Origin of the sequence: Streptomyces durmitorensis (assembly GCF_023498005.1) — a bacterium.
Taxonomy (GTDB): domain Bacteria; phylum Actinomycetota; class Actinomycetes; order Streptomycetales; family Streptomycetaceae; genus Streptomyces; species Streptomyces durmitorensis.
Genome location: NZ_CP097289.1, coordinates 7,641,740 through 7,657,329, shown reverse-complemented (window position 1 = coordinate 7,657,329; position 15,590 = coordinate 7,641,740). Strand labels below are relative to the sequence as shown.

Here is a 15,590-nt window from a genome sequence, read left to right as displayed (position 1 = left end):
GTGACGGTGACCGAGGACGGGCAGCCCCCCGAGAACGCAGCCCCCACCCGGCAGAGGCTGATCAGCGGGCCCGGCATCCTTCTGGTCTGGCTGTACGGGGTGATGGTGGTCGGCGCGGTGTCGCGCTCCGCCGTGCAGATCTCGACGGACTTCCACAAGGCCCCGCTCGCGTACACGCTGTCCGCGCTCGCGGGTCTCGTCTACGGCTTCATCACGTACTCGCTCGTGCGCGGCGGCGAGAGGGCCCGCAAGGCGGCGCTGGTGTGCTGCGCCGCCGAGCTGGTGGGCGTCCTGGCGGTGGGGACCTGGACGCTCGTCGAGCCGTCCGCCTTCCCCGACGCCACGGTGTGGTCGGACTTCGGAATGGGCTATCTGTTCATCCCGGTGATCCTGCCGGTCACCGGGATCTTCTGGCTGAACAAGGCTCGCAGGGCGGGCCGCTAGACCCTGGCCGCGTACGCCGCCGCGGTCGCCTCCTTGGAGAGCGTGACCAGCGTGAGCCGTTCGGTCACGTGCTGGGTCTTCACCGCCGCATAGCCGTGTTTGCGGTAGAGCTGGAGATTCTGCTCGCTGCGATGGCCGCTGGAGAGCTGGAAGCACGTGGCGGTGCCGCCCGCGCCGAGGCGCTGCTCTATCGCGTCCAGGAGCCGCCCGCCCAGGCCGTGCCGCTGCATCCTGGGGTGGACGATGAGTTTGTCGATCCGCGCCGTGCCGTCGGGGCCGACCGTGCCGCGCACCGACGCGACGACCTCGTCGCCGAGGCGGGCCACCAGCACGCTTGCGGTGGCCAGTTCGGCCTTGATGGAGTCGAGGGACTGCGTGAGCGGCTCGATGGAGTAGTCGCCGTACAGTTCGGCCTCGCCCTGGTAGCACAGGTACTGCAGTTTGAGGATCTTCTCGGCGTCCTGTCCGCCCGCCTCCGAGATGGTCACGCTCATGCCCATGTGTGCATGCCTCCCGCTCACCTGCTCCGCCGGTTGTCTATCGCTCCCTTCCCCGCGGTTCAGGAGCTGCAACCTCCGCCGCGAGCATTCTGCGCAGACATCCCAGGCAACGAGAACGTTCCGGCCCCAGGCTGCCCTGTGACATTCCCAACTGCCCTGCGATCTCCCGGTAGGTGAGGTCCTTGGGGGACAGCAGCGCCGCCATGAGGCCGGGGCAGCGTCCGGGCAGTCTGCGCACCGCCGCGTGCAGCGTGCGCTCGCGGTCGGCCCGCAGCGCGCGCTGCTCGGGGCCGCGCTCGGTGTCGTCGGCGGGGTCGGTCGCGTAGGCCACCTCACGCTCTTCCGTACGCCGGGTGAGGCGCGCCTCGGAGGCGACGGCTGCGCGCAGCCAGGTGGCCGGATCGGCGGGTGGGTCGGCGACGTCCATGCGTTCCAACAGGCGCAGCCAGACGGCCTGTTCCAGGTCACCGGGGTCGGTGCCGGAGCCGTGCGCCGCCGCGGAGGCCTCGGCGGCGAGGAGCGGGCGCAGGGTGGGGATGAGCTCGTGGGTGGTCATGCAGGGCGGGACGTTGCCGCTCCGGCAGGAGGTTGCCGGAGCGGCCGTCTGTCACCCCAACCGGGGCCGGACGATCAGTCGTTGACGAAGTCCGCGCGGGCGAGGAGCGCGGTGTCGCAGTTGTCGGAGAAGATCCCGTCGATGCCCGTCTCGAAGTACGCCTTGAAGGCGCCGAAGGCGTCGCCGTAGGCGTTCGGGTCGGTGCCCTTCTTGAAGTTCGCGGGCAGGAAGGTGTTCTCGTTGCGCATCGTGTACGGGTGGAGGATCAGGCCCGCCTTGTGCGCGTCCTTGACCAGGGTGGACGGGGTGCCGAGGCTGCCGTCCGGCTTCTTCGGGATGACCAGGTCGAGCGTGGGGCCGATGCCCTGCGCGAACGACGCCATCCACTCCAGGCCCTCGGGCTTGATGAGGTCGGCGACGGTGCGCGGATCGCCCGCCTCGACGAAGTCCCAGGGGCGGGAGCTCGCGCTGGACAGCAGGACCACGAGCGGCCCGTCGACCAGCTTGTTCAGGCGCTGCATGCTGCTGGGCTCGAAGGACTGGAGGAAGTTCGGCGAGTTCTTCTTGTGCCGGCCGTACTTGCGGAGCAGCTTGGCGAGCGGCTCCTCCAGGCCGAGGCCCAGCTTGCGGAAGTACGTGGGGTGCTTGGTCTCGATGTGCAGCCAGATCCGCTTGCCGCGCCCGCGCTCCTGCCGCTCGGCCCACTGGAAGACCTCTTCCAGGGTGGGCACGTCCCAGCGGCCGTCGTAGAGGGTGTTGCGCTGGCGGGTGCCGGGGATGCGCTCCTTGGCGCGCAGCGTCTTCAGCTCGGCGAGCGTGAAGTCCTCGGTGAACCAGCCGGTGAGCGAGGTGCCGTCGACGGACTTGGTGGTCTTGCGGGACGCGAACTCGGGGTGCGCGGCGACGTCCGTCGTCGCGGTGATGTCGTTCTCGTGACGGCATACGAGATGGCCGTCCTTGGTGGGCACGATGTCCTGCTCGATGACGTGCGCGCCCATGTCGAGGGCGAGCTGGTACGAGCCGAGCGTGTGCTCGGGCCGGTAGCCGCTGGTGCCGCGGTGCGCGACGACCGTGGGCACCGGCAGGTCCTTGTAGCCCCCGTGCCCGTGCTTCGCGTCGGCTCTCGCCACGCCGGGCAGTCCTACGACGGCTGTGCCCGCCCCGAGGACCGCCGCTCCCAGTACCGCGCGCCGCCCCGGCCGCCGCTCCCCCGGCTCCCCCGACTTCGAATGCCTCGACTGCTGCGTAGCCATTGAGCGCTCCTCCCGATGTGCTGCCTTGCACCTGACAAAGCGGCACGATCGTAGGTGGCCGCGCGTGACGGATGGGAGACCCTGGACCGAACGGAAGGGTGACGCCGAATGGCGACTGGTGTGCGGGACGGGGTCCGTTCGGTTGTCTTCGGTCAGTCACCGCCGACCGCGAACTCCGTGGCAGCGCGTGACCGCGGTGCGTGACAAGGGCCACTAGGACGCGCCACATGCCGCACACGGGGATAACGTCGTCACAAGAAGGGCGGTCCAAGGGCAACACCACGCAAACCCAGGTCAACTCTGCGTATCGAGTGCGTGAACCCGATGTGCGGTGAGCGGGGACCCGCGAGTATCGTCCTCACCTGCACATACTCGTCGTCGACCCGTTGACACCGGAGGGCCCGTTGTCCCGTCTCGCGCTCATCAAGGCTGTGCTCGGACCGATCTTGCGTCTGATGTTCCGCCCACGGGTGGAAGGCGCAGAGAACATTCCGGGCACGGGCCCGGTCATCATGGCCGGAAACCACCTCACGTTCATCGACTCGATGATCATGCCCCTCGTCTGCCCGCGTCCGGTGTTCTTCATCGGCAAGGACGAGTACGTCACGGGCAAGGGACTCAAGGGCCGCCTGATGGCCTGGTTCTTCACCGGCTCCGGGATGATCCCCGTGGACCGCGACGGCGGCCACGGCGGTGTCGCCGCCCTGATGACCGGGCGGCGCGTCCTGGAGGAGGGCAAGCTCTTCGGCATCTACCCCGAAGGCACCCGCTCCCCCGACGGCCGCCTGTACCGCGGCCGCACGGGCATCGCCCGGCTGACCCTGATGACCGGCGCGCCGGTGGTGCCCTTCGCAATGATCGGCACGGACAAGCTCCAGCCGGGCGGCAAGGGCCTCCCGCGGCCGGGCCGCGTGACGGTGCGGTTCGGTGAGCCGATGGAGTTCTCGCGCTACGAGGGCATGGACCGCGACCGCTATGTGCTGCGGGCGGTGACGGACTCCGTGATGACGGAGGTCATGCAGCTCTCCGGTCAGGAGTACGTGGACATGTACGCCACGAAGGCCAAGGCGGCGTAGCCCGGGGCCCGGTCTTTGGCAGTGCGCCCGCCCGGCGCTCGGGGGCTTTCCCCCGACACCGGGCGGGCGTTTCGTATTACCTGCGAGCCGCGTGTGGCTGGTCGCGCAGTTCCCCGCGCCCCTTCGGGGCGCTCCCCTCAGTGCTCGACGCCGTCCTCCAGCTTTGAACCCTTCAGGAGGAACCACGCCGCCACCGCCGTGGCGAGGAGCACCCCCGCCCCCACTCCGGCGGCCAAGCGCAGGCCGTCGACGAAGGCGTCCTGGGCCGAGGACAGCAGCGCCTGGGACTCGTGGGCGGGGAGGCCCGCCACCGATTCGACGGCGCCGCCCAGCGATTCGTGCGCGGCCGACGCCACCTCCGGCGGGGTGCCCGCCGGAGCGGTGAAGTCGCGGTAGACGCCCGTCACGATGGAGCCGAGCAGGGCGATGCCGAGCGCCGCGCCCAGTTCGTACGCCGTCTCGGAGACCGCGGACGCGGCGCCCGCCTGCTCCTTGGGCACGCTGGAGAGGATGACGTCGGCGGTCACCGTGAACGAGAAGCCCGCGCCGATGCCGACGACCAGGAGCGAGGCTCCGAGCAGCGGATACCCGGTGCTCTGCTCCAGCGTGGTGAGCGCCGCCAACGCGATGCCCACCGCCGCGAGTCCGCCGGCGACCACCGCGCGCACGGAGAACCGCCGCGCGACCATGCCCGCGATCAGACCGGCCGCCACCGCGCCCACCGCGGCGGGCAGTTCGGCGAGGCCCGCCTCGAACGGCCGCCGCCCCTGGACCAGTTGCAGGAACTGGGAGAGGAAGAAGACCAGGCCCGAGAGCCCGAGCACCGTGAGGAGGTCGGCGAGCACCGCCCCGGAGAACCCCCGGTTGCGGAAAAGACGCATGTCCAGGAGGGGCGCCGTAAGGGTGAGTTGGCGCCGGACGAACCAGGTGAGCGCCGCCACGCCGATCACGGCCGACGCACCGACGTCCCAGCGGATGCCGTGCGCCGCCGCCTCCTTGATGGCGTACACGACGGCGATCATGCCGATGAGCGAGAGCACGACGCTGATCAGGTCCCACGGACCCGGCGCCGGATTCTTCGACTCGGGCAGGAACTTGATGCCGACGACGACCAGGACCGCCATCACCGGCAGGTTGATCAGGAAGACCGAGCCCCACCAGAAGTGCTCGAGCAGGAACCCGCCGACGACGGGCCCGACGGCCGCACCGGCCGACGCCATGGCGCCCCAGATGCCGACCGCGAGGCTCCGCTCGCGCGGGTCGTGGAAGATGTTCCGGATCAGCGCGAGGGTGGACGGCATCAGCGTCGCGCCCGCGACACCGAGCAGCGCACGGGCCAGCATGAGCATCTCGGGCGTGGTCGCGTAGGCGTTGAGCACCGAGACCCCGCCGAAGGCGACGGCGCCGATCAGCAGGAGCTTCTTGCGGCCGATGCGGTCGCCGAGGCTGCCCATGGAGACGAGCAGACCGGCGATGACGAACGAGTAGATGTCACCGATCCACAGCAGCTGTGTGCCGGTCGGCTCGAGGTCCTCGCTGATGTACGGCGTGGCCAGGCCGAGCACCGTCGCGTCCACGGCGACGAGCAGTACGGCAAGGACCAGCACGGCGAGCGCGAGCCAGCGGCCGGGGCTGCGCTCGACCTCCGCCGACGCCGTCCGCTGTTCGATGCTGGTCATGGTTCCACTCTCCGTTGTGCTCCGCCGATCAGCAGCTCGGCGATCATGTGTGTGAAGTCCTTGGCGGCCACGCGGCCGTCAAGTACGGCCCAGGCGCCGGCGCCGACGAGTCCGTACAGCGCCTCGGTGAGCCAGGCCGGGCTCAGGTCGATGCGGAACTCGCCGCCCTCCTGGCCGCGCCGGAAAAGGGCGCCGATGTTGTCGTCGAGCCGCGACCAGCCCTCGTGCTGCGCGTCGTCCTCGAAGAGCTGGTTCTCCGTGACGAGGAACGCGAGCAGCCCGGCCGCCGGCTGGATCTCCTTGACCAGGCGGCGCAGTGCCTCTTCGGCGCTGTCCTCGCCGAGCCGGGCCGCCTCCAGAGCGGCCTCGCACTCCTGGATGCCGAGCTCCTCCAGGGCGCGTACGAGGGCGTAGCGCCCGGCGAAGTGCCGGTGCAGGGTGGCGCGGCTGATGCCCGCCGCGCGCGCCACCTCGTCCATCGTCGAGGAGCCTTTGCGGGTGAGTTGCGCGGCGGCGCTGCGCAGCACCTGATCGCGATCGACTGACATGAGACAACCATAGTCCATGTGAGACATATTTGTCTCATGAGATACGCACACCTCTCACCCGAGGGGTCACCTCAGGGGTTCGTCAGTGCCAGGGCAGCTGCCCGCGCCGCTCCCAGTACGCGGCCGGCGCCTCCGCCAGCCCCGCGAGGCGCTCCAGCTGCTCCTCGTCGAGGTCGACGGCCGCCGCGTGCAGGTTCGAGACGAGCTGGACCGAGGTGGCCGCGCCGGACAGGGCCACGCCCGCCCACGGTTGGCGCAGGACGAGGGCGAGGGCCACCGCGTCGCAGCCGAGCCCGGTCGCCCCGGCGATCTCGCGCAGGGCCGCGGGGGCGTGCGGGTCGGCGAGGCGGCCGTTGGCCATGGCCTCCTTGACCAGGACGGTGAGGCCCGCGTCATGGGCCTCGGCGAGCGCGGGGCCGGCCGATGTCTCCAGGGCGTTGTACGTGGCCTGGACCGTACGGAAGAGCGGCTCGCCGTCGACGGTCACGGCGAGGGCGGCGCGGATCGCGGCCGCCTGCTCCGGGCCGCTGACGGAGAGTCCGATCGTGACGCCTTCGGCCGCCAACTCGGCCAGTTTTGAGTGCAGTTCCTTGTCGGTGAGGGCGGGGCTCTCCGGTGTCACGGAGTGGATCTGGTAGAGGTCGAGCCGCTCGCCGAGCAGCTGAGCGCTCTCCTCGCGCTGACGGACGTACGCGGCGACGCTGTGGTCCTTGACCTCGTGCGGGCCCTCGGCGCCCGCGTTCCAGGCCGCCGTGTACGTGTAGCCCCACTTGCTGCCGATCACGACATCGTGGATGTCGGGCCTCGCGTGCAGCCAGTCGGCGAGGAACTCCTCGGAGCGGCCGTAGGAGCGCGCCACGTCGATGTACCGCACGCCGAGCGCGTAGGCGGCGTCGAGGAGTTCGAGGGTGCGCTCGCGCAGGGCCTCGACGCTGCGGGACGGCGGCAGGTCGGCTTCGCGGCCGAGCGTGATGTAGCCGGGCCTGCCGACGGCGGCGAGGCCGAACCCGATGTGGGCGGTGGGGGTGGTCGCTGCGGCCAAGCGCGAGAAGGGCATCGCGGGCTCCGTTCGGTCGGCTCCTTGCGGAAGACGACCAACGTAACCCGCGATGCCCACGTCAACGCGGCACGCGCTGCCCCGGCGTCACTTACGCGCCGCGGCCCATTCCTGCTGAACCGTCAGATCGGCCTTGACCTCGGCGAGCTGGACGGCGACGGCCGAGGGGGCTGTGCCGCCGCGGCCGTTGCGGGACGCCAGGGCTCCGGGGACGTTCAGGACGGTCCGGACCTCGGGGGTGAGGTGCTCGGAGATCTTGGCGAACTGCTCGTCCGTGAGCTGGTCGAGCTCGATGCCGTGCGCCTCGCACTCCTTGACGCACTCACCCGCGACCTCATGGGCCACACGGAACGGCACGCCCTGCCTGACCAGCCACTCGGCGATGTCCGTGGCGAGCGAGAACCCGGCCGGGGCCAGCTCCTCCATGCGCTCGCGGTGCACGGTGAGCGTCGCCATCATGCCGGTGAAGGCGGGGAGCAGGACCTCCAGCTGGTCGCAGGAGTCGATGACCGGCTCCTTGTCCTCCTGGAGGTCGCGGTTGTACGCGAGCGGCAGCGCCTTGAGCGTCGCCATCAGACCGGTGAGGTTGCCGATGAGGCGGCCCGACTTGCCGCGCGCCAGCTCGGCGATGTCCGGGTTCTTCTTCTGCGGCATGATCGACGAGCCGGTCGAGAAGGCGTCGTGCAGCGTGACGAAGGAGAACTCCTTCGTGTTCCACAGGATGATCTCCTCGGCGATCCGGGAGAGGTTCACGCCGATCATCGCGGTGATGAAGGCGAACTCCGCCGCGAAGTCCCGCGACGCCGTCCCGTCGATGGAGTTGGCCGCCGAGCCGTGCTCGAAGCCGAGGTCGGCCGCGACGGCCTCCGGGTCGAGACCCAGGCTGCTGCCGGCGAGCGCTCCCGAGCCGTACGGCGAGACGGCCGTCCGCTCGTCCCACTGCCGCAGCCGCTCCGCGTCCCGGGAGAGGGACTGGACGTGCGCGAGGACGTGGTGCGCGAAGAGCACGGGCTGGGCGTGCTGGAGGTGCGTGCGCCCCGGCATGGCGACGTCCGGGTGCGCCTCGGCGAGGCCGACGAGCGCGCCCTGGAGGTCGGCGATCAGACCGCCGATGATCCGGGCGTGGTCTCGCAGATACATCCGGAAGAGCGTCGCCACCTGGTCGTTGCGCGACCGGCCCGCGCGGAGCTTGCCGCCGAGGTCCGGGCCGAGCCGCTCGAGGAGGCCGCGCTCCAGGGCCGTGTGCACGTCCTCGTCGGCGATGGTGCCGACGAACTCACCCGATGCCACGTCGGCCTCGAGCTGGTCGAGCCCGGCCAGCATGCGGGTCAGCTCGTCCTCGGTGAGGAGGCCCGCCTTGTGGAGAACACGCGCGTGGGCGCGGGATCCGGCAATGTCGTACGGCGCCAGGCACCAGTCGAAGTGGACCGATGCCGACAGCTTGGCCAGGGCCTCTGCCGGGCCGTCCGCGAAACGGCCGCCCCAGAGCCGGACGTCACCGCCGTTGTTGCTGCTCACTTCACGTGCTCCTTACCCTGCATTCGCCGTCATGCATGAGTATGCAGTGTTCCGTATGTTTCGTCAATCCAGTCGCGACGTGAGACGACATGCGAAGTCGTTAGACAGGCGAAGGATTTCTGGCAATAATCCTTAGACATGGGAAAGACTTACGAACGCATAGACGGCAGACTCCGCACGTTCATCGAGGCTCAGCCTCTCTTCTTCACCGCCACCGCGCCCCTCTCCGGCGACGGCACGGTCAATCTCTCCCCCAAAGGTCTCACCGGCTCGTTCGCCGTCGTCGACGAACACACCGTGGCCTACCTCGACTTCGCGGGCAGCACCGCGGAGACGGTCGCGCACCTGCGCGAGAACGGCCGCATCACCCTGATGTGGTGTGCCTTCCAGGGCCCGCCGAACATCGTCCGGGTGCACGGCCGCGGCGAACCCGTCTTCCGCGACGACCCGCGCTGGGCGGAGCTGCTCGGGCACTTCCCCGACATCGACGCGACCCAGCACGGCCTGCGCGCGATCATCGTGGTGACGGCCGAACTCGTCCGTGACAGCTGCGGATACGCGGTGCCCTTCATGTCGTACGACGAGGACCGCGACCTGCACGGCAGGCGCTTCGCGCGCGAGGACGACGCGTCGCTGAGCGCCTACTTCAGCAAGAAGGAGTACATCGCGCAGAGCATCGACGGCCTGCCCGGCCTGCCGTTGCCGCTGCCTCCCACTACGGTCTGAGCCATGCGCCCCCGTGCCGCCGCCCTCGCGTCCGCAGCCGCCCTCGTCCTCGCCGCCACCGCCATCGGCGCGGCACCCGGCACGAGCCCTCCGCTGCCGGACCGCATGGCGGACACGGGCGGCGGAACCCAGCTCATCACCGCGCAGGCCGTGCGCACGGGCTCCACCACCGGCACGGTCACGTGGTGGGACCGGCGCGGCGGGCGCTGGGTCAAGTCCGGCTCTGCGGCGGCACGGTTCGGCGCGAAGGGCCTGACGGAGGGCGGCTCCCGCAAGCAGGGGACGAACACGACGCCCACCGGCCTGTTCCGGCTCCCGTACGCCTTCGGCATCAAGGCCGCGCCGCCCGGCACGGACTACCCCTACCGCCGGGTCACGAAGAACTCCTGGTGGTGCCAGGACAACGACTCCCGCTCCTACAACCGCTGGACGCAGCCGCGCCCCGCCGACTGCCGCGCCGCCGAGTCCGAGCACCTCATCACGTACGACACCCAGTACGCGCACGCCCTGCTCATCGGCTTCAACTACGACCGCCCGGTGCGCGGGCGCGGCGCCGGGATCTTCCTGCACGTCAACGGGCGCGGGGCCACGGCGGGCTGCGTGTCGGTGTCCGGCGACGCGATGCGGCGGATCCTTCGGTGGGCCGAGCCGGACCGGCGGCCGCACATGGCGATCGGGACGCAGTCCGGGGCGACGGCGATCACGCGCTACTGACGCGTCCCGCCCCGCCCTTCAGCTTCGTGTAGCGACCACATATCGAGACGGGTTTGCGTCCACGCGCCACGGCGGCGTTGCATCGCCGGGTGCAAACCGAACAGACGATCCCCAGCTCCACGGAGAGCGGCTCCACGAAGAGCGGCGACAAGGCGGCCCGCCTCGCCGTCACGGTCTTCCCCGTCCTCGTGCTCGCCGCAGGCGCGCTCGGCCTGATGGCGCCTGACGCCTTCAAGGGCTGGGGCACGAACGTCCCGTACCTCCTGGGGCTCGTGATGTTCTGCATGGGGCTCACCATGACCCCGCTTGACTTCCAGGGCGTCGTCAAGCGGCCCTGGGCCGTCGCGCTCGGCCTGGTCGCGCACTACGTGATCATGCCGGGGCTCGGCTGGCTGATCGCCCACGCGCTCGGGCTCTCGCCCCAACTCGCGGCCGGTGTGATCCTCGTGGGCTGCGCGCCGAGCGGCACCGCGTCCAACGTCGTGACCTACCTGGCCCGCGGCGACGTGGCCCTTTCCGTCTCGGTGGCCACCGTCTCGACCGTCCTCGCGCCGCTCATCACGCCGCCGCTCACGCTGCTCCTCGCGGGCGAGTACCTGCCGGTGGACGCGGGCTCGATGGTCACGGACATCCTCAAGACCGTGCTGCTCCCGGTGCTCGCCGGTCTCGTCGTGCGCCTGCTCTTCGGCCGCTACATCGGGCGGGTCCTCAGCGCCCTGCCGTGGCTGTCCGCCCTGACCATCGCGGTCATCGTGGCCGTGGTGGTCGCGGGCAGCGCGACGGCCATCAAGTCCGCCGCGCTGCTCGTGTTCGTCGCCGTCGTCCTGCACAACGGCCTCGGGCTCGCGCTCGGCTACGGCGCGGGCAAGCTGGCCCGCCTCGGGCCGCCCGCGTCGCGCGCCATGGCCTTCGAGGTCGGCATGCAGAACTCGGGGCTCGCGGCGTCGCTCGCCACGGCCCACTTCAGCCCGCTCGCCGCGCTGCCCGCCGCCGTGTTCTCCGTGTGGCACAACGTCTCCGGGGCGCTGGTCGCCGCCTGGATGTCGCACCGGGCGCGGCGTACGGAGAAGGCCCAGCAGGCCGAGGTCGCCAAGCAGGCCTGACGGGTACGCACCCGCAAAGAATCTTCCGGCAACCGTAGACGGGACGGATCAGCTCCGCTTACCTTCTAGACATGCCTGGACAGGTTCATAAACATCATCGCGTCGCACACGTGCTCGCCGACGAGATCCGCGCCGGGGTGCACGCCGACGGCAGCCGGCTCCCCGGCGAGCACGCCCTGCGGGAGCGGTTCGGGGTCAGTCGCACCACCGTCCGTCAGGCGCTCAGCGCCCTCGGCGAGCAGGGGCTCATCGAGACGCACGCCGGCATCGGTTCGATCGTCACGTTCGACGGGACCCCGCTCGACCAGCAGCTCGGCTGGACGCGGGCGCTCGCCGACCAGGGCACCGAGCTCGCCACGGAAACGCTGCGCTTCGAGCGGATCGCCGACCCGGAGCTCGCCACCGAACTAGGCCTCGCGGACCCGCACTTCATCGCCCTCGACCGCGTCAGGCGACTGGCCGAAGGCGCGGGCGTCTCCCTGGAGCGCAGCCGCGTCCCCGCCGTGCCCGCCCTCGCCGATCTGCCCGAGCGGGGCCTCGAAGGCGGCTCGCTGAACCGGACCCTGATCGCCGCGGGCCACATCGCGGCGTCGAGCGACGCCCGCATCGCGGTGTCCGGCCTCGGCGACGAGGACGCGGGGCTCCTGCACCGCTCCCCCGGTGAGCCGTTCATCCGGCTCGCCCAGGTCTTCCGCGACGCCGACGGGGAGGTCGTGGAGCAGGTCACGAGCCTGCTCGACCCGTCCCGGTTCCAACTGCACGTACGTACCGGCCGAGGAGCCCACTCGTGACCACCGCACCCCCCGACCTTCTCGACCGCGCGCTCGGCGCCTTCTACGGCCTCGCGCTCGGCGACGCCCTGGGCATGCCGACCCAGGTCATGTCCCGCGAGGACGTCGTACGCGTCTACGGCGCCCTCACCGGATTCGAACCCGCCAGGGACGACAACCCCGTGAGCGCGGGCATGCCCGCGGGCGCCGTCACCGACGACACCGACCAGGCGGTCATCGTGGCGCGGCTCCTCGTCGAGGGCGGCGGGCACGTCGACCCGCTGCGGTTCGCCGACGAACTCCTGTCCTGGGAGCGGGAGATGAAGGCCAAGGGCTCCTTCGACCTGCTCGGCCCGTCCACCAAGGCCGCCCTGGACGCCGTCGCGGGCGGCACCGACCCCAAGGAGGCGGGCAGGTACGGCACCACGAACGGTGCCGCGATGCGGGTCACCCCGGTCGGGATCGCCTTCGCCACCGGTCCGCTGCCGGACTTCCTCGACCGGGTCGTGGAGTCCTGCCAGGTCACCCATGACACGAACATCGGCATCGCGGGCGCCGCGGCCGTCGCGGCCGCGGTGAGCACGGGCGTCGCCGGCGGCACGCTCGACGAGGCCTTCGACGCGGCGATCGCCGCCGCCGAGGCCGGTGCCCGGCGCGGCAACTGGATCGCGGGCGCCGACATCGCCGCCCGGATCGGCTGGGCCCGCGAGCTGGTGGACGGCCTGGACGAGGCCACCGCCCTGGACCGCATCGTCGCGCTCATCGGCACCAGCGTCGCCAGCCAGGAGTCGGTGCCCGCGGCGTTCGCGGTGCTCGCGCTGACCGGCGGCGATCCCTGGCGCAGCGCGCTCCTCGCCGCGAACCTCGGCGGCGACAGCGACACGATCGGCGCGATCGCGGGTGCGGTCGCCGGATCGGTGCGCGGCCTGACGGGCCTGCCCGCCGACGCCGTACGCACCCTGCGCACGGTCAACAGCCTCGAACTGGAGCCGCTGACGGCCCAGTTGCTCAGCCACCGCTGAACCCACCGAGCTCTCGCCCCACTCCCCCGTCCCCGCCCCACGTAGCGCGCAAGGAGGTCCCGTCATGGCCGCTTCGACGAAGAACGTGTCGGTCGGCACCGTAGAGACCCGAGGGATCGAGCCGGTCCCCGACAGTGAGCGTCATGGCCACGCGGGCCAGATGTTCTGGACGTGGTTCGCCGCCAACATCTCGATCCTCGGGCTGCCGCTCGGCGCGACGCTCGTCGCCTTTCGCGGACTGAACATCTGGCAGGCCGCGCTGGTCGCGATCGTCGGCTCGTTCGGATCGTTCGCGCTGGTGGGGGCGTTGAGCCTGGCCGGCAAGAAGGGCGGGGCGCCCGCGCTCACGCTCTCCCGCGCGGTGTTCGGGCAGCGCGGCAACGCGGGCCCGACCCTGGTCACCTGGCTGAGCCGGGTCGGCTGGGAGACGATCACGACGACCACGGCGGCGTACGCACTGCTCGCCCTCCTCGGGGTCGCCTTCGACGTCCGCCAGAACTCCTTCCTGACCGTGCTCTGCCTGCTGGTCTTCATCGCCTGCACGCTGCTGATCAGCGGCCTGGGGCACGCCACCATCATGTGGATCAACAAGTGGGCGACGGTCCTCTTCGGCGTCCTGAACCTGATCGTGATGGGCTTCCTGGTCGCGACCGTCGACTGGTCGAAGGTGCTCGAAGCCCCGGCGGGACCGTCGAGCGGAGTCATCGCGGGCATCGGCTTCATCGCCGCGGGCACCGGCATCGGCTGGGCCAACGCCGGTGCGGACTACGCCCGTTACCTCCCCCGCACGATCCCTGGGCGCCGCCTGGTCACCGCGTCGGCCTTCGGCGCGGGCATCCCGCTGGTGCTGCTCATCTCGCTGGGCTCGCTCCTGACGGCGGGCGACCCGTCCCTGGCCACCTCCTCCGACCCGGTCTCCGCGATCAACGCGATGCTGCCGTCCTGGATGGCGATCCCGTACCTGATCGCGGCCTTCGGCGGCCTTCTGATGTCGAACCACCTGTCGACGTACTCCGCGGGCCTCACCATGATCACGCTGGGTCTGCGGGTGCCGCGGGCCTGGGCCGTGGTCATCGACATCGTGCTGATGTTCCTCGGCGGCATCTACTTCATGCTGATCGCGGACGACTTCTACGGCCCGTTCTCCACCTTCCTGACCCTGCTCGCCGTGCCGATCTCCGCCTGGATCGGGGTGATCGCGGTCGACATGCTCCGGGGCCGCGACTACGACCCGGACGCCCTGATGGACACCTCGCGGACCAGCCGCTACTGGTACACCGGCGGATTCCGGCTGCCCGCCGTGCTCGCCTGGGTGGCGGCGATCGTCTCCGGGCTCCTCTTCACGACCGCAGGCACGGGCGCGGACGACGTGTGGTTCTCCGGGCCGCTCGCCGACACCTGGCCGGGCGTCAACGGCCTGGGCTGGGCGGTCTCGATAGGGGTGGGCGCGGCGGTGTACGCCGTGTTCGGCGGGCGCGGCCCGATCACAACTCCCGCTTCCTCCCCCGCACTTGAGGAGTCCGTCCGATGAGCACGCCTTCCCCTTCCCCGCGCCTCGTCCTGGCGGGGAACGTCATCGCCGACCTCGTCATCGAGGTCCCCGCGCTGCCCGAAAGGGGCGGCGACGTGATCGGCTCCCGTACGGAGCTGTACGCGGGCGGCGGCTTCAACGCGCTGACGGCGGCGCGGCGCCTGGGGGCCGACGCGGTGTACGCGGGTCTGCACGGGACCGGGCCGTACGGGGATCTCGTACGCCGCGCCCTCGCGGAGGAGGACATCGCGACGCTGCATCCGGTGCGCACGGACGGGGACACGGGGTTCTGCGTGGCGCTGGTGGACTCCGGGGGCGAGCGGACGTTCGTGACCAGCTTCGGGGTGGACGCGCGGATGACGGCGGCGGAGACCGCGGCCGTCGCGGGGGCGCTGCGGCCCGGGGACACGGTGCAGCTGTCCGGGTACAGCCTGGTGATGGAGGTCAACGGCCCGCTGCTGTCCGCGTTCGCGGCGGGGCTTCCGGCCGATGTCCGGGTCTGCTTCGATCCGGCGCCGCTGGTCGCGGACATCCCCGCGGAGGTCCTTGAGCCGGTGCTTGCCCGGACGGACTGGCTGAGCTGCAACGCGCGTGAGGCCCGCCTGATGACGGGCCTCTCTCTTCCGCAGGAGGCGGCTGCCGCCCTGCGGGGGCGGCTCGCGCCGGGGGCGGGGGTGCTTGTGCGGGCCGACAAGGACGGCTGCTGGCTGGCTGCGCCTGGCTCGGGGGACGTCGTGGTGCATGTGCCCGGGTTCCCCGTGGACGCGGTGGACAGCAATGGCGCCGGGGACGCCCATGTCGGGGCGTTCCTCGCCCTGTTGGGGCGGGGGCTCGATCCGCTCTCCGCTGCGCGTGGTGCGAACGCGGCGGCGGCTTGTGCGGTGACTCGGCGGGGGCCGGCTACGGCGCCGGGGCTTGCGGAGCTGGTGGCGTTTCTGGGGGATGATCCGCTGGGTGGGCTGCTGGGGTAACAGCACTACTCATTCCCCAACCCCGCCCCTTCCCGACTGCATCAATTAGCGGCTCCGCCGCGGGCCGCTCCGGCGCGGGGGCCTTGCTTGCCGTCATCACCGGCTCCGCCGAGTTCGTCCTC

General features: G+C 71.2%; 16 protein-coding genes. 9 read left to right on the top strand and 7 right to left on the bottom strand.

Annotation, left to right across the window (positions count from 1 at the left end):
- Nucleotides 1-444: a hypothetical protein gene (locus M4V62_RS34245; protein ID WP_249591065.1), complete on the top strand. Its 444-nt coding sequence runs from the start codon at nucleotides 1-3 to the stop codon at nucleotides 442-444.
- On the opposite strand, the gene M4V62_RS34240 is transcribed toward M4V62_RS34245, so the two are convergent.
- From M4V62_RS34240 to M4V62_RS34230, 3 genes are all read right to left on the bottom strand, one after another.
- Nucleotides 441-944, bottom strand: a complete 504-nt coding sequence (locus M4V62_RS34240) for a GNAT family N-acetyltransferase (RefSeq protein ID WP_249591064.1) — start codon at nucleotides 942-944, stop codon at nucleotides 441-443. The two genes, M4V62_RS34245 and M4V62_RS34240, sit on opposite strands and share 4 nt — an antisense overlap.
- A 37-nt stretch (nucleotides 945-981) precedes the next feature.
- Entirely contained in the window at nucleotides 982-1,500 is a 519-nt protein-coding gene (locus M4V62_RS34235; protein ID WP_249591063.1) for a sigma-70 family RNA polymerase sigma factor, read from the bottom strand.
- A 74-nt stretch (nucleotides 1,501-1,574) separates the two neighbouring features.
- Nucleotides 1,575-2,753 carry a glycerophosphodiester phosphodiesterase gene (locus M4V62_RS34230; protein ID WP_249591062.1) on the bottom strand — a complete coding sequence of 393 codons (1,179 nt, stop codon included), beginning with the start codon at nucleotides 2,751-2,753 and terminating at the stop codon, nucleotides 1,575-1,577.
- A 455-nt stretch (nucleotides 2,754-3,208) separates the two neighbouring features.
- Between M4V62_RS34230 and M4V62_RS34225 the strand changes: the two genes are divergently transcribed.
- Nucleotides 3,209-3,829 carry a lysophospholipid acyltransferase family protein gene (locus M4V62_RS34225; RefSeq protein ID WP_237330157.1) on the top strand — a complete coding sequence of 207 codons (621 nt, stop codon included), beginning with the start codon at nucleotides 3,209-3,211 and terminating at the stop codon, nucleotides 3,827-3,829.
- A 137-nt stretch (nucleotides 3,830-3,966) separates the two neighbouring features.
- Here the strand turns inward: M4V62_RS34225 and M4V62_RS34220 are convergent, their stop codons facing one another.
- The 4 genes from M4V62_RS34220 to argH all read right to left on the bottom strand — a co-directional run bounded on the left by M4V62_RS34220 (nucleotide 3,967) and on the right by argH (nucleotide 8,631).
- Nucleotides 3,967-5,508: an MFS transporter gene (locus M4V62_RS34220; RefSeq protein WP_249591061.1), complete on the bottom strand. Its 1,542-nt coding sequence runs from the start codon at nucleotides 5,506-5,508 to the stop codon at nucleotides 3,967-3,969.
- Nucleotides 5,505-6,056, bottom strand: a complete 552-nt coding sequence (locus M4V62_RS34215; protein WP_249591060.1) for a TetR/AcrR family transcriptional regulator — start codon at nucleotides 6,054-6,056, stop codon at nucleotides 5,505-5,507. The genes M4V62_RS34220 and M4V62_RS34215 overlap by 4 nt, the downstream gene beginning before the upstream one ends.
- Before the next feature lie 82 nt (nucleotides 6,057-6,138).
- Nucleotides 6,139-7,113 (bottom strand): aldo/keto reductase, encoded by a 975-nt coding sequence (locus tag M4V62_RS34210; RefSeq protein WP_249591059.1) that lies wholly within the window; start codon nucleotides 7,111-7,113, stop codon nucleotides 6,139-6,141.
- 87 nt (nucleotides 7,114-7,200) lie between these two features.
- Nucleotides 7,201-8,631 carry an argininosuccinate lyase gene (gene argH / locus M4V62_RS34205; RefSeq protein WP_249591058.1) on the bottom strand — a complete coding sequence of 477 codons (1,431 nt, stop codon included), beginning with the start codon at nucleotides 8,629-8,631 and terminating at the stop codon, nucleotides 7,201-7,203.
- Nucleotides 8,632-8,769: 138 nt separating this feature from the next.
- On the opposite strand from argH, the gene M4V62_RS34200 reads away from it, so the two are divergent.
- From M4V62_RS34200 to M4V62_RS34170, 7 genes are all read left to right on the top strand, one after another.
- Entirely contained in the window at nucleotides 8,770-9,357 is a 588-nt protein-coding gene (locus tag M4V62_RS34200) for a pyridoxamine 5'-phosphate oxidase family protein (RefSeq protein WP_249591057.1), read from the top strand.
- Nucleotides 9,358-9,360: 3 nt separating this feature from the next.
- Complete coding sequence (locus tag M4V62_RS34195) at nucleotides 9,361-10,071, top strand: L,D-transpeptidase family protein (RefSeq protein ID WP_249591056.1); 711 nt, start codon at nucleotides 9,361-9,363, stop codon at nucleotides 10,069-10,071.
- 89 nt (nucleotides 10,072-10,160) lie between these two features.
- On the top strand, nucleotides 10,161-11,174 hold the full coding sequence (locus M4V62_RS34190; RefSeq protein ID WP_249591055.1) for a bile acid:sodium symporter family protein: 1,014 nt from the start codon (nucleotides 10,161-10,163) through the stop codon (nucleotides 11,172-11,174).
- A 71-nt stretch (nucleotides 11,175-11,245) separates the two neighbouring features.
- Complete coding sequence (locus tag M4V62_RS34185) at nucleotides 11,246-11,965, top strand: GntR family transcriptional regulator (RefSeq protein ID WP_249591054.1); 720 nt, start codon at nucleotides 11,246-11,248, stop codon at nucleotides 11,963-11,965.
- Complete coding sequence (locus M4V62_RS34180; RefSeq protein ID WP_283779124.1) at nucleotides 11,962-12,966, top strand: ADP-ribosylglycohydrolase family protein; 1,005 nt, start codon at nucleotides 11,962-11,964, stop codon at nucleotides 12,964-12,966. The genes M4V62_RS34185 and M4V62_RS34180 overlap by 4 nt, the downstream gene beginning before the upstream one ends.
- 64 nt (nucleotides 12,967-13,030) lie before the next feature.
- Nucleotides 13,031-14,497 (top strand): purine-cytosine permease family protein, encoded by a 1,467-nt coding sequence (locus M4V62_RS34175; protein ID WP_249591053.1) that lies wholly within the window; start codon nucleotides 13,031-13,033, stop codon nucleotides 14,495-14,497.
- Nucleotides 14,494-15,468 carry a PfkB family carbohydrate kinase gene (locus M4V62_RS34170; RefSeq protein WP_249591052.1) on the top strand — a complete coding sequence of 325 codons (975 nt, stop codon included), beginning with the start codon at nucleotides 14,494-14,496 and terminating at the stop codon, nucleotides 15,466-15,468. Before M4V62_RS34175 ends, M4V62_RS34170 begins: the two co-directional genes overlap by 4 nt.
- Nucleotides 15,469-15,590: the final 122 nt, after the last annotated feature.